Source organism: Roseateles sp. P2_H4, assembly GCF_056403315.1.
Map to the genome: position 1 here is coordinate 1 of NZ_JBFUFR010000074.1, position 16,764 is coordinate 16,764.

At 70.2% G+C, this 16,764-nt stretch carries 13 protein-coding genes; 8 read left to right on the forward strand and 5 right to left on the reverse strand.

The features are described 5' to 3' along the window. The first annotated feature begins 110 nt into the window (after positions 1-110). The 4 genes from AC1DW3_RS29895 to AC1DW3_RS29910 all read left to right on the forward strand — a co-directional run bounded on the left by AC1DW3_RS29895 (position 111) and on the right by AC1DW3_RS29910 (position 5,429). On the forward strand, positions 111-995 hold the full coding sequence (locus tag AC1DW3_RS29895) for an NAD(P)-dependent oxidoreductase (protein WP_477937781.1): 885 nt from the start codon (positions 111-113) through the stop codon (positions 993-995). Between the two features lie 115 nt (positions 996-1,110). Beyond that, complete coding sequence (locus AC1DW3_RS29900; RefSeq protein ID WP_477937783.1) at positions 1,111-2,295, forward strand: EAL and HDOD domain-containing protein; 1,185 nt, start codon at positions 1,111-1,113, stop codon at positions 2,293-2,295. A 62-nt stretch (positions 2,296-2,357) separates the two neighbouring features. Then, positions 2,358-4,805 carry a PAS domain-containing sensor histidine kinase gene (locus tag AC1DW3_RS29905; RefSeq protein ID WP_477937785.1) on the forward strand — a complete coding sequence of 816 codons (2,448 nt, stop codon included), beginning with the start codon at positions 2,358-2,360 and terminating at the stop codon, positions 4,803-4,805. Between the two features lie 9 nt (positions 4,806-4,814). Further along, positions 4,815-5,429, forward strand: a complete 615-nt coding sequence (locus AC1DW3_RS29910; RefSeq protein WP_477937787.1) for a response regulator — start codon at positions 4,815-4,817, stop codon at positions 5,427-5,429. Here AC1DW3_RS29910 and AC1DW3_RS29915 read toward each other — a convergent pair. Next, positions 5,426-6,766, reverse strand: coding sequence for a sensor histidine kinase (locus AC1DW3_RS29915; RefSeq protein ID WP_477937789.1), 1,341 nt, complete (start codon positions 6,764-6,766; stop codon positions 5,426-5,428). The genes AC1DW3_RS29910 and AC1DW3_RS29915 overlap by 4 nt on opposite strands. Positions 6,767-6,939: 173 nt before the next feature. Here AC1DW3_RS29915 and AC1DW3_RS29920 point away from each other — a divergent pair, with 173 nt between their 5' ends. The 4 genes from AC1DW3_RS29920 (at position 6,940) to AC1DW3_RS29935 (ending at position 12,367) form a co-directional block, all read left to right on the forward strand. Further along, entirely contained in the window at positions 6,940-7,308 is a 369-nt protein-coding gene (locus AC1DW3_RS29920) for an Hpt domain-containing protein (RefSeq protein ID WP_477937792.1), read from the forward strand. 11 nt (positions 7,309-7,319) lie between these two features. Then, positions 7,320-9,542: a putative bifunctional diguanylate cyclase/phosphodiesterase gene (locus tag AC1DW3_RS29925; RefSeq protein ID WP_477937794.1), complete on the forward strand. Its 2,223-nt coding sequence runs from the start codon at positions 7,320-7,322 to the stop codon at positions 9,540-9,542. Continuing rightward, positions 9,543-11,396 (forward strand): GGDEF domain-containing protein, encoded by a 1,854-nt coding sequence (locus tag AC1DW3_RS29930; protein WP_477937796.1) that lies wholly within the window; start codon positions 9,543-9,545, stop codon positions 11,394-11,396. 263 nt (positions 11,397-11,659) lie between these two features. Next, a complete protein-coding gene (locus tag AC1DW3_RS29935; protein WP_477937798.1) occupies positions 11,660-12,367 on the forward strand; it encodes a substrate-binding periplasmic protein in 708 nt (235 codons plus the stop codon). Positions 12,368-12,657: 290 nt separating this feature from the next. On the opposite strand, the gene AC1DW3_RS29940 is transcribed toward AC1DW3_RS29935, so the two are convergent. The 4 genes from AC1DW3_RS29940 to flhF form a co-directional block, all read right to left on the reverse strand. Next, entirely contained in the window at positions 12,658-13,923 is a 1,266-nt protein-coding gene (locus AC1DW3_RS29940) for a methyl-accepting chemotaxis protein (protein ID WP_477937800.1), read from the reverse strand. Positions 13,924-14,056: 133 nt separating this feature from the next. Continuing rightward, the gene (locus tag AC1DW3_RS29945; RefSeq protein ID WP_477937802.1) at positions 14,057-14,770 is read right to left on the reverse strand and encodes an RNA polymerase sigma factor FliA; all 714 of its coding nucleotides are present in this window, start codon (positions 14,768-14,770) and stop codon (positions 14,057-14,059) included. Between the two features lie 98 nt (positions 14,771-14,868). After that, positions 14,869-15,648 (reverse strand): MinD/ParA family ATP-binding protein, encoded by a 780-nt coding sequence (locus tag AC1DW3_RS29950; protein ID WP_477937804.1) that lies wholly within the window; start codon positions 15,646-15,648, stop codon positions 14,869-14,871. Then, positions 15,648-16,764, reverse strand: a 1,117-nt coding sequence (flhF, locus tag AC1DW3_RS29955; RefSeq protein WP_477937806.1) for a flagellar biosynthesis protein FlhF, incomplete at its 5' end; no start/stop codon positions are given. The genes flhF and AC1DW3_RS29950, both read right to left, overlap by 1 nt.

A 16,764-nucleotide genomic window follows, 5' to 3' on the forward strand; every position in this document is an offset into this window, starting at 1 on the left:
GGGCCGGCTCGGGAGCGGCCCAGCGCTCGGCCCGGAATACCCTGATTCCAGACACGCCGGATGGGCCGCGCTAGCGTCTCGGCAGCCCGCCCTCGGGCTCGGAGACGCATATGGAACTCGGATTCATCGGCCTCGGCGTCATGGGCCTGCCCATGGCGCGGCGGCTTGCGGCCGCAGGACATTCGCTGCACGCCTGGAGCCGCAGCGGCACCCAGGCCCTCGAAGGCACGCCGGGCTTGCGCCATGCGGCCAGCGCCGCCGAGGTCTTCGCCCAGGCCGACACCGTGCTGCTGATGCTGGCCAACGCGGCCGCCAGCGATGCGGTGCTGGCACGCGGCAGGCCCCAGTTCGTCAGCCTCGTTCGAGGCCGTACCCTGGTCCAGATGGGCACGACGGCGCCCGAATACTCGGCCGCGCTGGCTGCCGACGTGCATGCCGCCGGCGGCCGCTACGTGGAAGCCCCCGTCTCGGGCTCCCGCGTGCCGGCCGAGACCGGCCAGCTCGTCTGCATGCTGGCCGGCGAGCCGGAAGACGTGGCCCGCGCCAGGGAACTGCTCGCGCCGCTTTACAAGGACTGTTTCGCCTGCGGCGCGCCGCCGGCGGCACTGCGCATGAAGCTGTCGGTCAACCTCTACCTGATCACGCTGGTAGCGAGCCTCGCGGAGGCCGTGAACTTCGCGCAGCGTCAGGGCTTGGACCTGGGCCTGCTGAACGCCGTGCTGGACGCCGGCCCCATGGCCAGCGCCGTGTCGCGCATCAAGCTGGACAAGCTGGTCAGGCGGGATTTCAGCGTGCAGGCGGCCATCAGCGACGTGCTGATGAATGCCCGCCTGGTCGCCGACGCCGCGGCCGAGGCCGGCGCGCCGACACCACTGCTGGACGACAGCCTTGAGCTCTTTGCCGCCGCGGAAAGCCTGGGCCTGGGCCGCGATGACATGGCGGCCGTCATCCAGGCGCTGGAAGCCCGAGCGCGAACCGCCACCGGGCCGGCCTGAGGTCGGCCATGCCGGGAGCGTCAGGCCGGGGAATGAATTCGGTCACGAATCGTCCCCGTGGGCCGGCGGCGCTCGTGGCAGACTGCCGCATTCACCGCCAGCCCTGCGCCGCGCCATGTCCGACACCACTCCTGCTGCCCTCGATCACGCCATCCTGCCTGGTATCGCCCTGGGGTATGCCCCGGTCATCGACAGGCAGCGCAACATCGCCGGCACGCGGCTGACGCTGGTGCCGCTGCGCGCCGATGCCCGCATCGACCACGCCGAGCTGCTGGCCGCGCTGGCCGCCACCTGGCCCAAGGGCGGCGCCGTCATCAGCGCCCAGGGTGAGGCGCTGCTGGCCGCCCTGCTGGCCCAGCCACCGGCCCAGCCGACCCAGATCGAGGTGCCGGCCTTCATCGCCGCGGACCCCGCCCACGCCGATGCCATCGCCGCCCTGAAGTCGGCCGGCCACAGCGGCCTGCTCAAGGGCCTGCCCAACGCGCCGCTGCCGGCCGCCGTCGCCGCCCTCTTCAAGCAGGTGGTGCTGGAGCCCGGACAAGCCGCGCCGGCTGGTACAGCCACCGTGCACGCCGGCGTGCGCGGCGCCGAAGCCATCGATGCCAGCTTCAAGGCCGGCGCCGAGACCGTCATCGGCTGGCCGATGGACGGCGTCTACGAAGCCGCCCCGGGTGCGCCCAAGACCGAGATCGCCGCCGACCTGCAGGTCATCATGGAGCTGATGTCGCGCGTCGACGAGGGCGAGGACGTCGAGCGCCTGGAGCAGACGCTCAAGCGCGACCCCAGCCTCGCCTTCAAGCTGCTGCGCTACATGAACTCGGCCGCCTTCGGCCTGCCGGTGGAGGTGTCGAGCTTCCGCCACGCCATCATGCTGCTGGGCTATGCGCGCCTGAAGCGCTGGCTGGCCCTGCTGCTGACGACGGCCAGCAAGGACCACAGCATGCGCCCCATCATGTTTGGCGCCGTGCGTCGCGGCCTGTTGATGGAAGAGCTGGCAGCCGGCATCGAAGACCGCGAGCAACGCGACGAGATGTTCATCTGCGGCCTGTTCTCGCTGCTGGACCACATGCTCAAGGCGCCCTTCGACAAGCTGCTGCAGAGCATCCCCGTGCCCGAGCGCGTGCGCCAGGCGCTGGTCGACGAGACCGGCCCCTTCCTGCCCTATCTGGAGCTGGTGCGCGCCATCGAGGCCGAGAGCGTGTTCGACTACCGCGAGCGTGCCGACGCGCTGATGCTGGGCGCTGGCGAGATCAATGCCTGCGTGCTGCGCGCGCTGCACAAGGCCACCCAGCTCGAATGAGCGGGGTGGCTTTTTCAAGGGCCGGCGAACCAGCCCGAATGAGCCCGTCGACCGGCTGAACCATGTTCGGCCCCCCCGCTTCCGCCAGCTTGTTCGACCTCGTCAGCGATCCGGTGCTGACCCTGAGGACCGACCTGTCCGCGCTGCGCGCCAACCCGGCCGCGCGCGAGTGGCTGGGCACCGATGCCGCCGAAGGCTGGCGGCTGCTGCGCCAGGCGGCCGGCGCCCGGCTGGAAGCCTGGCTGCGCGAGGCCACGCGCGCCATCGACGCTGGCCGCACACCACCGCCCGCACCGCCGCTGAAGCTGGCCGACGGCCAGCGCGCGACGCTGCATCTGCTGCGCGACCGGCCCAACTGGCTGCTGCATGCCCAGCTCAGTGCGGCCGACCCCGGCGAGCCGCCGCTGGCCGAATGGCTGGCCCTGCTGCCCTGGCCGGCCCTGCTGGCCGATGCCGCCAGCGGCACGCTGCTGCGCCACAACGCCGCCTTCGCCAACCTCTACGCCGGCACGCCCCGCCACCTGAACGACCTGCCCGACCTGTTGCAGGCCCTGCTGGGCTGGCACCGCGGCACGCCGCTGCCGGCGCTGACGGCCCAGCGCCCGCAGGACGGCCCCCTGGTCACCGAGGCCGAGTTCATCGACCCCCAGGGCCTCCCCCGCTGGCTGCAGGCGCGGCTGCGGCTGTGGCGCCACGCCGGCCGGGCCCTGCTGCTGGCCGTGCTGGAAGACCAGAGCACGCTGCACGAACGCGACCTCGCCCACCAGCAGCTCGACGCGCTGATGGACACCGCCGCCGTCGGCCTGGCCACCTTCCAGCCCGAGGCCGGCTGGCTCAAGGCCCACCGCAAGGGTTCGCCCTTCAAGACCGGCGCCCGCCAACCCGTGGGCTCGCTGCAGGGCATCAACCGCGAGATCGTCGAGCCCGCGTCGCTGCCCGAATTCGAGCGCCTGCAGCGCGCGCTGAAGAAAGGTGACGCCGTCGAGGTGCGCTATGCCGTGCGCCACCCCGAGCTCGGCCGGCGCTGGCTGCTGACCCGCGTCGCGCCGGGGCTGCTGGCCGGCGGCCGGCGCTCGACCTCGGTCGTCACGCTGGACGTGACCGCCCAGGCCCAGGCCGAGAACGCGCTGCTGCTGCGCGCCGAGAGCGAACGCGCCGTGCTGGACTCGGTGCTGGTGGGCATCGTCACCGTCGGCCCCGACGGCATCGAATGGATGAACCGCTCGGCGCGCCGCATGTTCGGCTGCGAGCTCGAGGACGTGCAGGGCCAGCCCATGGGCGTGCTGGCGCCCGAGGACGACGACCACGCCTTCCACATGGAGCCGGGCGCCGAAGTCTTCGAATGCCGGCTGCGCGGCCGCGACGGACGCGAGTTCTGGGTCATCGGCAACGCGGTGCAGACGCCGCGCGAGGACGGTGGCACCCAGCTGACCTACGCCCTCCTCGACATCGACCGCCGCCGCCAGGCCGAGGCCCAGAGCCGCATGGCCCAGGCGTCGCTGGCCCGCATCATCGAAGGCGCACCGCTGGCCATCACGCTGCACGAGGCCCAGAGCCTGCGCATCGTCAAGCTCAACCACGCCGCGGCGACGCTGGCCGGCCGGCCCGAGGCCGCCATGCTGGGCGGCACGCCGGCCCAGCTCTTCGGCGACGAGCAGGGCGCCCAGGTGGTGGCCGACATGCGCGAGGCGCTGGAGTCGCAGACCGTCGTGCAGCGCGAATACCACGTGCCGGCGGGGGGCTCGACACGCATCTGGGATGCACGGCTGCTGCACCTGGCCGGCGTCGGCGGCGACGACACGCCGGAGCTGCTTTTGCTGGTTGCCAGCGACGTCACCGAGCAGCGCGCCGCCGAGCAGGCGCGCCTGCAGGCCGCCATCTCGCAGCGCGAGCTGCTGGTGCGCGAGGTGCACCACCGCATCAAGAACAACCTGCAGGGCGTGGCCGGCCTGCTGCAGCAGATCGCGGCGCGCCGGCCCGAGGTCGCCGGCGTACTGAAGGAAGCCGTCGGCCAGGTGCAGGCCATCGCCCAGGTCTATGGCCTGCAGGTCGGCGCCGCGGGGCCGCTGGTGCTGAAGCGGGTGTTCGACGCCATCGTCGGCTCGGTGCAGCGCATGCAGGGCCGCGTCATCACGACCGCCGCCGAGGGCGGCGCGCTGATGGAGGACTGGTGCCTGCCCGAGGCCGAAGCCATTCCGATCGCCCTCAGCCTCAACGAGCTGCTGGGCAATGCGCTGCGGCACAGCAACGGCGCCCAGGTGCGCTGCCAGCTCATCTGCGACACGGCCGGCGTCACGGTCGAGATCGTCAACCCGGGCCGCCTGCCCGAGGGCTTCCTGCTGCAGGACGTGAAGAGCGGCGTCTCGGGCCTGGGCCTGGTGCGCGCCCTGCTGCCGCGGCGCAGCGCCATCCTGAGCCTGGAACAGCAGGGCGAGGACGTGGTTTGCCGCCTGGAACTGATTCCACCCAGCGTGGTTCACAATCCGGCCACAAAACCAAGTTCTGGATAGAGGGGCACGGTGAGCAAGGGCAAGATCCTGGTCGTCGATGACGACCGTCTGGTATTGGCGACGCTGAGCTATGGGCTCACGCAGGCCGGCTTCGAGGTCATCGACGCCGACAACGGCGACGACGCCATCCTGCTCGCACGCGAACACCGGCCCGAGCTGGCCCTGCTCGACATCCGCATGGAAGGCCTGACCGGCTTCGACGTCGCGGCCTATCTGCGCGAATTCCTGCAGACCCCCTTCATGTTCCTGTCCGCCTTCGCCGACGAGGCGACCGTGGCCAAGGTCAAGGAGCTCGGCGCCGTCGCCTATCTCGTCAAGCCGCTGGACATCTCGCAGATCGTGCCGGCCGTCGAGGCCGCCTTCGCACGCTCGACGACGCCCATCCCGACCTCCGCTGCGGCGCCTGCGGCCATGGCCGAAGCCTTCGAGGCGCCCTCAGAACTGCCGCAACTGGACATGACGGCCCTGGCCGTCGGCGTGCTGATGCACCGCTATTCCCTGCCACGCGACGAAGCGCTGGCACGGCTGATGAGCCTGGCCTCGGCCGATGGCCACAGCCTGCCCGAGCAGGCGCGGCGGGTCGTGGATGCGCTGGAACTGCTGGCGCGGCCAGGCGCGCGCTAGCCGAGAGTGAAGTAGAAGCGCGAGCCTTCGCCGACGGCGGATTCGGCCCAGATGTCGCCGCCATGGCGGCGGATGATTCGGCGCACCAGGGCCAGACCCACGCCGGTGCCCTGGAAGTCGCTGGCGCTGTGCAGGCGCTGGAAGACGCCGAACAGGCGCTCCGCAAAACGCATGTCGAAGCCGGCGCCGTTGTCCGCCACGACGAAGACACGCCGCCCGCCCTGCTGCACGCTGCCGAAGCTGATCTCGGTCTGAGGCACCTTGCCGCTGTACTTCCAGGCATTGCCCAGCAGGTTCTCCAGCACCATGCGCAGCAGCGTCGGGTCGCCCTGCACGGACATGCCGGGCTCGATGTCCAGCACCAACTCGCGCTGCGGCGCACCGCGTCGGATCTCTTCCATCACATAGCCGGCCTGCTGCGACAGGTTGACCGGCTGGCAGGCCAGTGGCCGCGTCGACAGCTGGGACAGCGACAGCAGCGCGTCGATCATGCTGTTCATGCGCGCAGCGGCGCTCATGACGCGGTCGAGGTGGTCGTTGCCGACCCGGTCCAGCCGCGTGCCGTAGTCTTCCTTGAGGATGCGCGCAAAGCCTTCGACGACGCGCAGCGGCGCGCGCAGGTCATGGGAGACGGTGTAGCTGAAGGATTCGTGCTCGGCCGCCAGGTCGGCGGCCTGGGCCGGCTGGGGCGCCGGCGTCGTCGCCTCGACCGGGGCGTCGGGCCGGGCCGTGCCCAGGTAGCCGGCGAAATGGCCGTGCGAGTCGATGCAGGGCAGGCCGCGCAGCCGCCATTGGGCGGCACCGTCCGCGGCAGTGAGCTGCAGGTCGGCGAAGGGCTGGTGGGCAGCCAGGCGTTCACGCAAATGAGCCGCCGGCTCGGCAGCCTCGAAGCGATCCCACAGCTGCTGGGTGCTGGCGACCGCACCCACCCAGCTCGACGAAGGTGCGCCCTGAGGCGCCTGCCAGCGCACCAGGCGGTGCTCGGCATCGGTGGCCCATTGCCAGTCACGCTGCAACTGGGCCTGCATCAGCAGTTGCTGGCGCACCTCGCGCAGCGGCTCGGCCATGCGCTGGCGCGTCAGACGCACGCCGGCATGCCAACCCAGCGCCGCCGCGACCAGCACCATGACTCCGGTGAAGAATGCCGTCAGGACGAGGGCGGCGTGCACGAGGCCGACCTCGCCACCCCAGACCCGCATCAGCGCCAGCACCACCAGGCCGCCCAGCACCAGCATCAGGATGGAGGCCGTGGCCAGCGTCAGCATCAGCAGCCGCATCGGCAGTCGTCGCTCCTGGCGGCGCGACGTGAGCGCGCTGTCGTCGCTGAGGCTGTTCATGCGCTTCATTGTAGGCAGCGCTTACCCGGCAACAGGCCCTGGGCAAGTCCGGTGTGGCCCGATGTCAATAACCACAGCGCAGCCCGTCAAATCTGTGCATTCCTTCGCGTTTGGCCCCCCTCCCACCCAAGCTACATTTAGACATGCCGAGTCCCTGACCCGCAGACCTGTCCATGACCGCCTCCCAGCCCGCAGCCCTGCTCGATCCCGAGGCGATCCGTCGCCTGCGGGAACTCGACCCGAGTGGCGGCAACAAGCTGCTGGAACGCGTCGTCGCCGCCTTCTCCAACTCACTTGAACGTTTGCTTCCCGACCTCGCCCGCGCCCGCGAAGGCGCCAYGCCTGACCTCGCCGTCGTGCGCCATGTCAGCCACACGCTGAAGTCCTCGTCGGCCAGCCTGGGCGCCATGACGCTGTCGGCGCGCTGCGCCGACATCGAGAACATGGCCCGCGACGGCCGCGTGGACGGCCTGAGCGAGCAGTTGGACGCTATGCTCCAAGACATCCAACAGGTACGCACGGCCTTGGCCGCGCTGCTTTGACACCCAGCCTCATGCTGCCCACCGGTCAAGCCCTCGACGATCTGCCACCGCGCCCCCGCGTGCTGCTGGTGGACGATGACGAGGTCAACCTGCTGTTGACCGCCGCCGCGCTGCGTGAGCGCGGCTTTGAAGTCACCGAAGCCCCCAGCGGCAGCGAGGCCCTGGGCCTGCTGTCCACGCGCACGCCCGACGTCGTCGTGCTGGACGCGCTGATGCCCGAGCTCGACGGCTTCGAGACCTGCTCGCTGCTGCGCGCCACGCCCGGCTTCGAGTCGCTCCCCGTGCTGATGCTGACCGGCCTGGACGACGAAGCCTCCATCAACCGCGCCTACCAGGCCGGCGCCACCGACTTCTTCGTCAAGTCGCCGCAGTGGAGCCTGCTCGACGGCCGGCTGCGCTACCTGCTGCGCAGCTCGCGCACGCGGCTGGAGCTGGAGCGCAGCAAGGCCAAGCTGGCCCGCGCCCAGGACCTGGCCCGCATGGGCAGCTTCGAGTGGTGGCGCGACACGGCCGCCAGCTTCGCCATCTCCGCCGAGGGCCTGCGCGTCTTCGGCCGCGGCCCGCAGGACCGGCTCGACTTCGTCGGCGTCATGCGCATGGTGCCGGCCGACGACCGCCACGTCTTCCTGCGCCTGCTGCGCGACGTCATCGCCCACACCTCGGTGCTGGTAACCGACCTGCCGCTGATCCTGCCCGACGGCCGCCAGCGCGTCGTCCACATCGAGGCGGAGCCCGAGTTCAACGAGCAGGGCGGCGTCAGCGGCTACACCGGCATCCTGCAGGACGTGACCGATCGCCGCCAGGCCGAGGACCGCATCCGCCAGCTCGCCCACTTCGATGCGCTGACCGGCCTGCCGAATCGCCGCCAGCTGATCTACCGCGTCGAGCGCGCCATCGAGAGCGCCCGCCGTGGCGGCCATGAGGTCGGCCTGCTGCTGATCGACCTGGACCGCTTCAAGGTCATCAACGACACCCTGGGCCACGCGGCCGGCGACGAGCTCCTCGTCGAGGTCGGCCGCCGCCTGCGCAGCTGCGTGCGCCATTCCGACCAGATCCTGGAAGGCGTGCTCGACGGCATGGGCAACCGCAGCCACCGCGGCCTGGAAGCCGTGGGGCGGCTGGGCGGCGACGAGTTCGTGGCCCTGCTGCCCGAAGTGACCGATGAGCGCGACGCCGAGCGCGTCGCCCAGCGCGTGCTGGACGCCCTGCGCGAGCCCATCTTCGTCGGCGGCCAGGAATGCTTCGTCACCGCCAGCGTCGGCATTGCCCTCTACCCGCGCGACGGCCAGACCATGGCCGACCTGCTGCGCAATTCCGACGTGGCCATGTATGCGGTCAAAAGCCAGGGCCGCAACGCCTCGGCCGTCTACTCGCCGCAGTTGGCCGGCCACGGCAAGCAGAAGCTGGAGCTGGAAAGCGCCCTGCACAAGGCGCTGGAGCGCAACGAGATCGTGCTGCACTACCAGCCCAAGATCGACGTGCGCGCCGCCCGCATGGTGGGCGCCGAGGCGCTGATGCGCTGGCAGCGCGGCAATGTGCTGGTGCCGCCGGCCGACTTCATCCCGCTGGCCGAGGAAACCGGCCTCATCGTGCCGCTGTCCGAGTGGGCGCTGAAGGAAGCCGCCCGCCAGGCCAAGCTCTGGTCACTGCAGTTCGGCTTCAGCGACTCCATCGCCGTGAACCTGCCCAGCCGGCTGTTCGAGCGCACCGATCTCGTCGAGCACATCCACCAATGCGTCAGCGCCTATGGCGTGCCGCACCGGTCGATCCAGCTTGAGATCACCGAGAACAACCTGATGAAGGACCTGCAGAACGTCATCCCGTCGCTGCATCGCCTCAACGAAGTCGGCGTGGAAATCTCCATCGACGACTTCGGCACCGGCTATTCGTCCCTCGCCTACCTGACCACGCTGYCGATCTCGGAGGTCAAGGTCGACCGCACCTTTGTGCGCGACCTGGGCATCACGCCGCAGAGCTCGGCGGTCGTCACGGCCATCATCGCGCTGGCGCGCGCCCTGGGCCTGCGCGTCATCGCCGAAGGCGTCGAGACGCTGCGCCAGATGGAAGTGCTGCACCGCCTGGGCTGCTCGCTGATGCAGGGTTTCCTGTTCAGCAAGGCGCTGCCGGCCGATGAGCTGGAGCGCTGGATCGCCCAGACCGTGCTGCCACGCAAGGCGCCCTGGATCACCCAGGCCGACGGCAGCACCGACGTGGCTTCGCGCGGGCAACGCTGAATGCGCAGCCAACTGCCGCCGGCCCAGCTGGCCAAGGCCGCGCTGCAGCGCCTGGCCCAGGCCCGGCTGGAGCCCACGCCCGAGAACTACGCCCGCGCCTACGCCATCGAAGGCGGCGAGCCCGCACCGGCAGCGGCGGCCAACGGCGCCGTACCCGAGCGCCTGCAGCAGCTGATGTCCAAGCTGATCAGCCTGGCCCTGCCCTCGGGCAACCAGCGCCAGGACCTGCAGACGGCGCTGCGCGACCAGAAACTCGACGAACTGCAACGCCAGGTCGACAAGCTGCTCGACGTGGCCGGCCCAGCCGCCCAGGCCGAGGCCCTGGCTCAGGCCATCGAACGCCTGGTGCGCGGCCTGGAGCGCGGCGGCAAGCACTGGACGCTGGCACGCAAGAAAGACGGCATCCAGCGCGTGCTGGAGCTGGGCCGCAGCGACAGCGGCAAGCTCGTCAAGCGCCTGGGCCAGCTCGTGGTGAGCTGGGACAAGGATGGCGACGGCAGCGGCGTGGAGACGGACGAGGACGGCGGCACGCCCAGCCAGTTCTTCTCCGAAAGCACGTTTGCCGAGACCGGCTTTCGCGAAAGCACGGGCTTCGGCGAACTGAGCCGCACCGGCCTGCGCGACACGCCGGCACCGGCTGTCGACACCAGCCCGCATTGGGCCGACGTCAGCGGTGAGCTCAGCGGCACGGTGCGCCATGCACTGCGTTCGCCGCAGACCGAGGCGACGCCGGCCGACGCGCTGATGCGCGAGATCGACGCCGCCCAGGCCGAACTCAAGGCCCAGGGCGCCAGCCCCGAGCGCGCCACCCAGATGGCCGCGCTGTGCCTGCGCGCCCGCCACCTGCTGGACCACCGCCGCCATCTCTTCGACGAACTCGGCGGCCTGTGCCGCGAGCTGAGCAGCAGCCTGGTGGACCTCGCCGAGGACGACTCCTGGGCCCGCGGCCAGGCCGAGGCGATGAACCACACGCTGGCCCAGGGCCTGTCGGGGCGCGGCGTGCGCACCGTGTCCGAGCTGCTGACCGGCACGCGCGAACGCCAGCGCGTGCTGCGCGACGAGCGCTCCAAGGCGCGCGACTCGTTGAAAGGCCTGATCCAGCGCATGCTGACCGAGCTCGGCGAGCTGGGCCAGCACACCGACCGCTTCCAGAGCAGCGTGGGCCGCTACGCCGAAGCCATCGAGCAGGCCGACTCGCTCGAGAGCCTGACAGGCACCGTGCGCGAGATGGTCGAGGAAAGCCGCAGCGTGCAGGGCCTGGTGGCCCAGACACAGCAGCGGCTGACCCTCGAACACGACCGTGCCGCGGCCTTGACGCAGCGCGTCGACGAACTCGAGGGCGAACTGCGCCGCCTCTCCAACGAAGTCCATACCGACCAGCTCACGCAGGTCGCCAACCGCCGCGGCCTCATCCAGGCTTTCGGCATCGAGCAGGCCAAGTCCGAGCGCGAGTCAACCCGGGTGGCGCTGGCCCTGCTGGACATCGACAACTTCAAGAAACTCAACGACAGCCTCGGCCACCACGCCGGCGACATCGCACTGAAGTCGCTCGCCGAGCGCACCCAGGCGTCGCTGCGCCCCGGCGACATGGTGGCGCGCTACGGCGGCGAGGAGTTCGTGCTGATGCTGCCCAACACGCCGCTGGACGAGGCTCAAGCCGTGCTGGTGCGCCTGCAGCGCTCGCTGTCGTCGGCGCTGTTCAACCACGAGGGCAAGGACGTCTTCGTGACCTTCTCGGCCGGCGTGACGCTGTACCGGCCCGGCGAGACGCTGGAGGCCGCGCTGGACCGCGCCGACGTGGCCCTGTATGAGGCCAAGCACACGGGCAAGAACAGGGCCTGCATCGCGGAGTGAAGCCGCCGTGTCCGGCGAGCTGCTGATCCGCACGACGCCCGAAGCGCTGTTCGACGCCAATGTGCTGCCGCGTGCCCGCGGCCGTGTCCACCATGTGCGCGCCTACCCCGGGCCGCTGTCGATCAAGTCGGTCATTCGCGGCCAGGCGCGCGGCCCTGGGGGAATCACTCGCGCGTCGAGCGGCAAAACACACGCAGGGCTTTCAACCCCGCATTGCCGAAAGCCGGCGGGCTGGCTAGGCTCACTTCTGAGCGCCATCCCGCATGACTCGCCCACCCCTCCTGACAGCCCCCCGCACCCTCGCCTGCCGCCTGAGCACCGCCCTGGCGCTGCTGGCCGTGGCTGCGCCCGTGCAGGCCCAGGCGCCTGCCGTGCAGCTGTGCATGACCGATTTCCCGCCCTATGTCAGCATCGAGCTGCCCGATGGCGGCAGCCTGACGGCACTGGCCCGTCGCGCCTTCGCGGCCGGCGGTCTGGCCGTGCAGACCCTGCATGTGCCCTGGGTACGCGCCTTCGCGCTGGCCAAGAATGGCGACTGCCTGCTGATGACGATGTGGCGCAACGAGGAGCGCGACGCTTTGTTCCGCTACTCGTTGCCGGTGGCGCGCATGCAGCTGGGTTTCTTCGTGCGCGGCGACCGCAAGGCACCCTTGCCACCGGATGCCACCGTGGCCTACCAGCGCGGCTCCTACCTGCCACCCGAGCTGACCTCTGGCCGCTACAAGCTGCACGAGCTCGTCGACCCGCGTCCAGGGCTGGAGATGCTCAGCCTGGGTCGCGTCGATGCCGTGTTTTCGGAGCGCGCCACTTTCGAATACCAGCTCACCCGTCAGACCAAGCCGGTCGACGCCATACGCTGGCATGCCGTGCTGGAGGTCAAGCCGACCTTCATGGCCATCAGCAAGACCCACCCGCAGGCCGACGCCTGGCTGGAGCTGCTGAATCAGGAGATCCGGCAGTCGGTGAAGTGAGCCCCTCGTCCAAGGCGTACCTTGGCCGGCCTTGCAGGCCGCGCAGCCGGCAGAGCGGCTGCTCTTCGGCAGGCACATGCCGCCCACTGGGCGCCATGTGTCCGGTCTCAGCCCCCGAGGGGACGGCGATGCTTGCAGCATTGAGCCGCAAGCACATCGCCCAAGGCGGGCCGGCTAGGTGAACTGGAGTCGGACACAAGCAGTCCCTGCGGACTGCTTGTGCCTACGGAAGGCCATGGGCCTCTGGCCCATGGCAGGCCCGGCGCTCGGCCCGCGGGGCGGGCGACCTTTCAGAAATTGAACGCCAAGCGCAGGCCGCCCCAGTGCTTGCCGTTGACCATGATGGGCGCCGTCGCTTCCTTCAACACCACGAAGCGGCCACCACCCATGTCGCGCCGGTAGGTCTGCAGCAGAAAGGGCCGGGTGTTGCGCGCCGAGGCCAGGCCGGTGCGGTCGTTGAAGATGCGCCGGTAGCGGCTGTTGGCCGTGTTCCAGACCGTGTCGCCCGGGCGCTGCGGCTGGCAGTACTTGCGGTTGTGCGTCGCGATATAGCCGTTGCGGTCGGCCGCGATGCAGAACACCACCTTGTCGCTGAAGGCCAGCATCTTCTCCTGCACGGCGGGGAAGAGGCGGTCGGTCAGCTGGCAGAAGCGTGTCGTGTGCTGCTGCGGCGCGGTGCCCTCGATCGGCCGGTATTTGTCGTCGAACAGGTCGGCCTGGCTGATCTGGCCGCTGCGCAGCGCCTCTTCGAGCAGGCCGGCAATCTCGTCGGCGGCCTGCTGGGCGGTGCGGATGAAGGGCATGTCGTCGACCTCGACGCCGCTCTCGGCGATCTGCTCGACGAGCTCCTCGGACATGCGCAGGAAACGGTCGCTGCCGTCGAAGGCCACCTTCAGGCCATGTGAGGCTTCAGAGACCTCGCGCTCCAGCTCATGGGCGCGCTCGTTGAGCAGGCTCATCTGCTGGCCGCTCTCGCCGGCGGACTGCGAGATGCGCTGCACATCCTGCTCGACCTCATGGAAGGCTGCATGGATCTGGCTGGGTTTGGCGGCGTTCTCGGTCAGCTCGGCGCTGAACCTGTCGATGCGTTCCTGCAGGCTGGAGATGGCGCTGACGATGGCCTTGGACGAGCCTTCGACCTGGCCGGCCAGCGCCTTGACGGCTTCGGCCACGACGGCGAAACCGCGGCCGGCATCGCCCGCATGCTTGGCCTCGACGGCGGCATTGAAGGCCACCAGGCGGGTCTGCAGGGAAATCTTGGTGATCTCGGCGGCCGCATCGGACACCTGGGCCAGCGTGCTCGCCATGCCGACGACCTCGCCACCGACGACACCCAAGGCGCCGCGCGCGCGCTGCACGGCCGCCGCGCTCTGCGCCGTGGCGGTGGCGATGGCTGCCTGCGCCTGGCCGATCTGGTTGAGCTGCTGGGCCAGGGCCTGCATGGCCTGGCTCTGGGCCTGCACGATGCGCTGGGTGTCTTCGAGGGCTCCCCGCACTTCCGCGGCGTCCTTGCCGACGGTGGAAATCGAGCGGGCCAACCGCTTGACAACGTTCAACGCTGCGCTGTCATCTCGACGGACGGGCTCGTCGCGAGTGATGGCGACGGAAGAGCTCCCGCTCTTGGGCCACTTGAACATGCGTTTTGTCCCCGCTTATTGGCCGGGGCTCGGCAAGAAGTGGCCCCGTGGATTACCAGTCACGCAGCTTAACGCGCAACCTTGCAATCGACTGACTGTGCAACTGACACACGCGGGACTCCGTGACCTTGAGCACGGCCGCGATCTCCTTGAGATTCATGTCGTGCTCGTAGTACATGCTCATCACGAACTGCTCGCGCTCGGGCAGGTTCTTGATGGCGGCCACCAGCGCCTCGCGCATGCGATGGTCCTGCAGCATCGCCACCGGGTTGGCGTTCTCGTCGGCGACGTGGCGGTCGAGGTAATCCTGGTCGCCGTCGTCGCCCGACATGTCTTCCAGGTAGACCAGCTGGGTGCCGCGCACCTTGCCGAGCAGCTCCTGGTATTCGGCCAGCGGCAGGCCCATCTCGGCGGCGATCTCGTCCTCGCGCGGCGCGCGGCCGAGGCGCTGCTCGACCTTGTGCACGGCGGATTCGATCTCGCGCTGCTGGCGGCGCGTGCCGCGGCTCATCCAGTCGCCGCCGCGCAGCTCGTCGAGCATGGCGCCGCGGATGCGCTGGGTGGCAAAGGTCTCGAACTGCACGCCCTGCTCGGCATCGAAGCGCGACAGCGCGTCGGTCAGGCCGATCAGGCCGACCTGGATCAGGTCATCCACCTCCACATTGGCCGGCAGCTTGGCGATCATCTGGTGCGCCAGGCGTCGGACCAGCGGGCTGTACTGCTTGATCAGCGAGCTGTTGTCGAGGCGGCCTTTGGGCGTGTACATGGTCAGCTCCGCACGGCCGCCCGAAGGGGCTGAAGCGCCCCCGCGGGGGGCAGTGAACGCAGTGAGCGTGGGGGCATCATGTTTGGACTCCGGCGAGTTCAATGTGCAGCGATGAAGGGGGAAGACGCCTTGCGCGCCGGGCGCAGCGGGGTCGCATCGGAGGCGGCGTCGACGGCCGCTCCCGGAGGGGCCGCGAGCAGCAGCTCACGGGCGAGATGACGCAGTTCGGGCGTCAGCGGTGCGTTCTGGGACGCTCGCGGGTCCAGGCAGGCCCAGTCACGCAGCACCGCGCCGAGGAAGCCGTCGGCGCAGGAGTGAAGCTGTTGCGCGATGCGGGTGGCCACGCGCAGTTGTGGGTGGCAGGCCATCAGCAGACTGTAGACCATCAGCCCGGCCCGTTGTGTGAGCCATTTCATGCCCGCATAGGCTTCCGTCACGCTCGCCGGCTCGGTGTCGGCCAGCAGCAGCGGGCGCACCTCGCGCAGGGCCACCACGCGGGCCAGTTCAGCGGCCGGCGCGTGCAGCAGGATGACATCGGCGTCCGGTGCCGCGTCGGCCACGGCCTCCAGGAAGGAAGCGGCCGAGCCATGGGCGTTGATATGGCGCAGCGGCAGGCCGCGGGCCGCCAGGTAGGACACCTTGGGCGACAGGCGCTCGATGCAGTTGGACAGGTCCACGCTAGCCAGCTCGGAGGGCTTGGGCGAGTGTTCGCCTGCGTCGACGACCAGCGTGGTGAGATTCAGCTCGGCGAAGGCCGAGCACAGGCCCTCCAGCAGCGCGCCGGCGCCCATGACGCGCGGGTTGCTGACGACTGGCACGAAGCGGGTCTTGGAGGCGGCGAAAAGCCGCCGCAGGCCGTGGGCTTGATCGACCATCATCAGTGCACAGCCCTCATGCCTTCGGTCAGCGGCGCGCCGGCAAAGATGAGGTTGACGTCGGTGTTGTCCATGCGCCAGGCGCCCGAGGCAGCGCCCTTCAGCGCGCGCTGCACCAGGCCCACGCTGGGCAGGCGATGCCAGTCTTCGGGCACGCGCTGGCCGTTGGCGACGCCCAGCACCTTGAGCTTGTGGCGGATCAGCGTGTCCAGGGCCGGGGCCAGCTTGACGGCTTCGTCGATCTTGCTGAGCACGACGCCTTCGCAGGCGGCGGCCTTCCAGGCGGTGACGACGTCCTCGATGGTCTCGCCCTGCTGGGCGGCATTGATGACGAGCAGCTTCTTGATGCTGGGGTGGGCCTGCATTTCCAGCAGCTCCTGGGTGCGGCTGTCGCGCTGGGCCATGCCGGCGGTGTCGATGAGGACGAGCTTCTTGCTGGACAGCAGATCCAGCAGGTCGTCCAGCGAGGCGCGGTCATGCGCCGTGTGCACGGGCACGCCGAGGATGCGGCCATAGGCGCGCAGCTGCTCGTGGGCGCCGATGCGGTAGGCGTCCAGCGTGATGAGGCCGAGCTGGCCGGCGCCGAACTTGGTGGCGAAATGGGCGGCCAGCTTGGCGGTCGTCGTCGTCTTGCCGACGCCGGTGGAGCCGATCAGCGCGAACACGCCGCCGCGGTCCTCGATGGCCGGGGCAGCCTCGTCGGTCTGGAGATTGCGCGACAGCACATGGGCGGCCCAGGCGGTCTCGTCGGCCGGGTCGGCGGGCGAGCCCGGCTTGAAGTCCGACGGGCAGCTCTCGGCCAGCTTGCGCACCAGGGCGGGCGAGAAGCCCAGCTCCAGCAGCTTCTGCGTCAGGCGCGCCTGCACCGGCTGGCGCTGCAGCTTTTCCATGAAGGCCAGCGAGGAGAAGCGCTCCTCGATGAGGCCACGCATCTGGCGCAGCTCGGAGGCCATGTCCATCTGGTTGCGCTGGTTGGCGCTGGGCTGGCCGGGCAGGGGCATGGGTTCCATGCCACCGATGTCGCCCAACTGCGGCACGACGCGCTGGGAGGCCGCCGTCGGGATTCGGATCTCGTCGCGCAGCACCGGCGGCGCGGGGCGGGCCTGGGGTGCAGTGGGC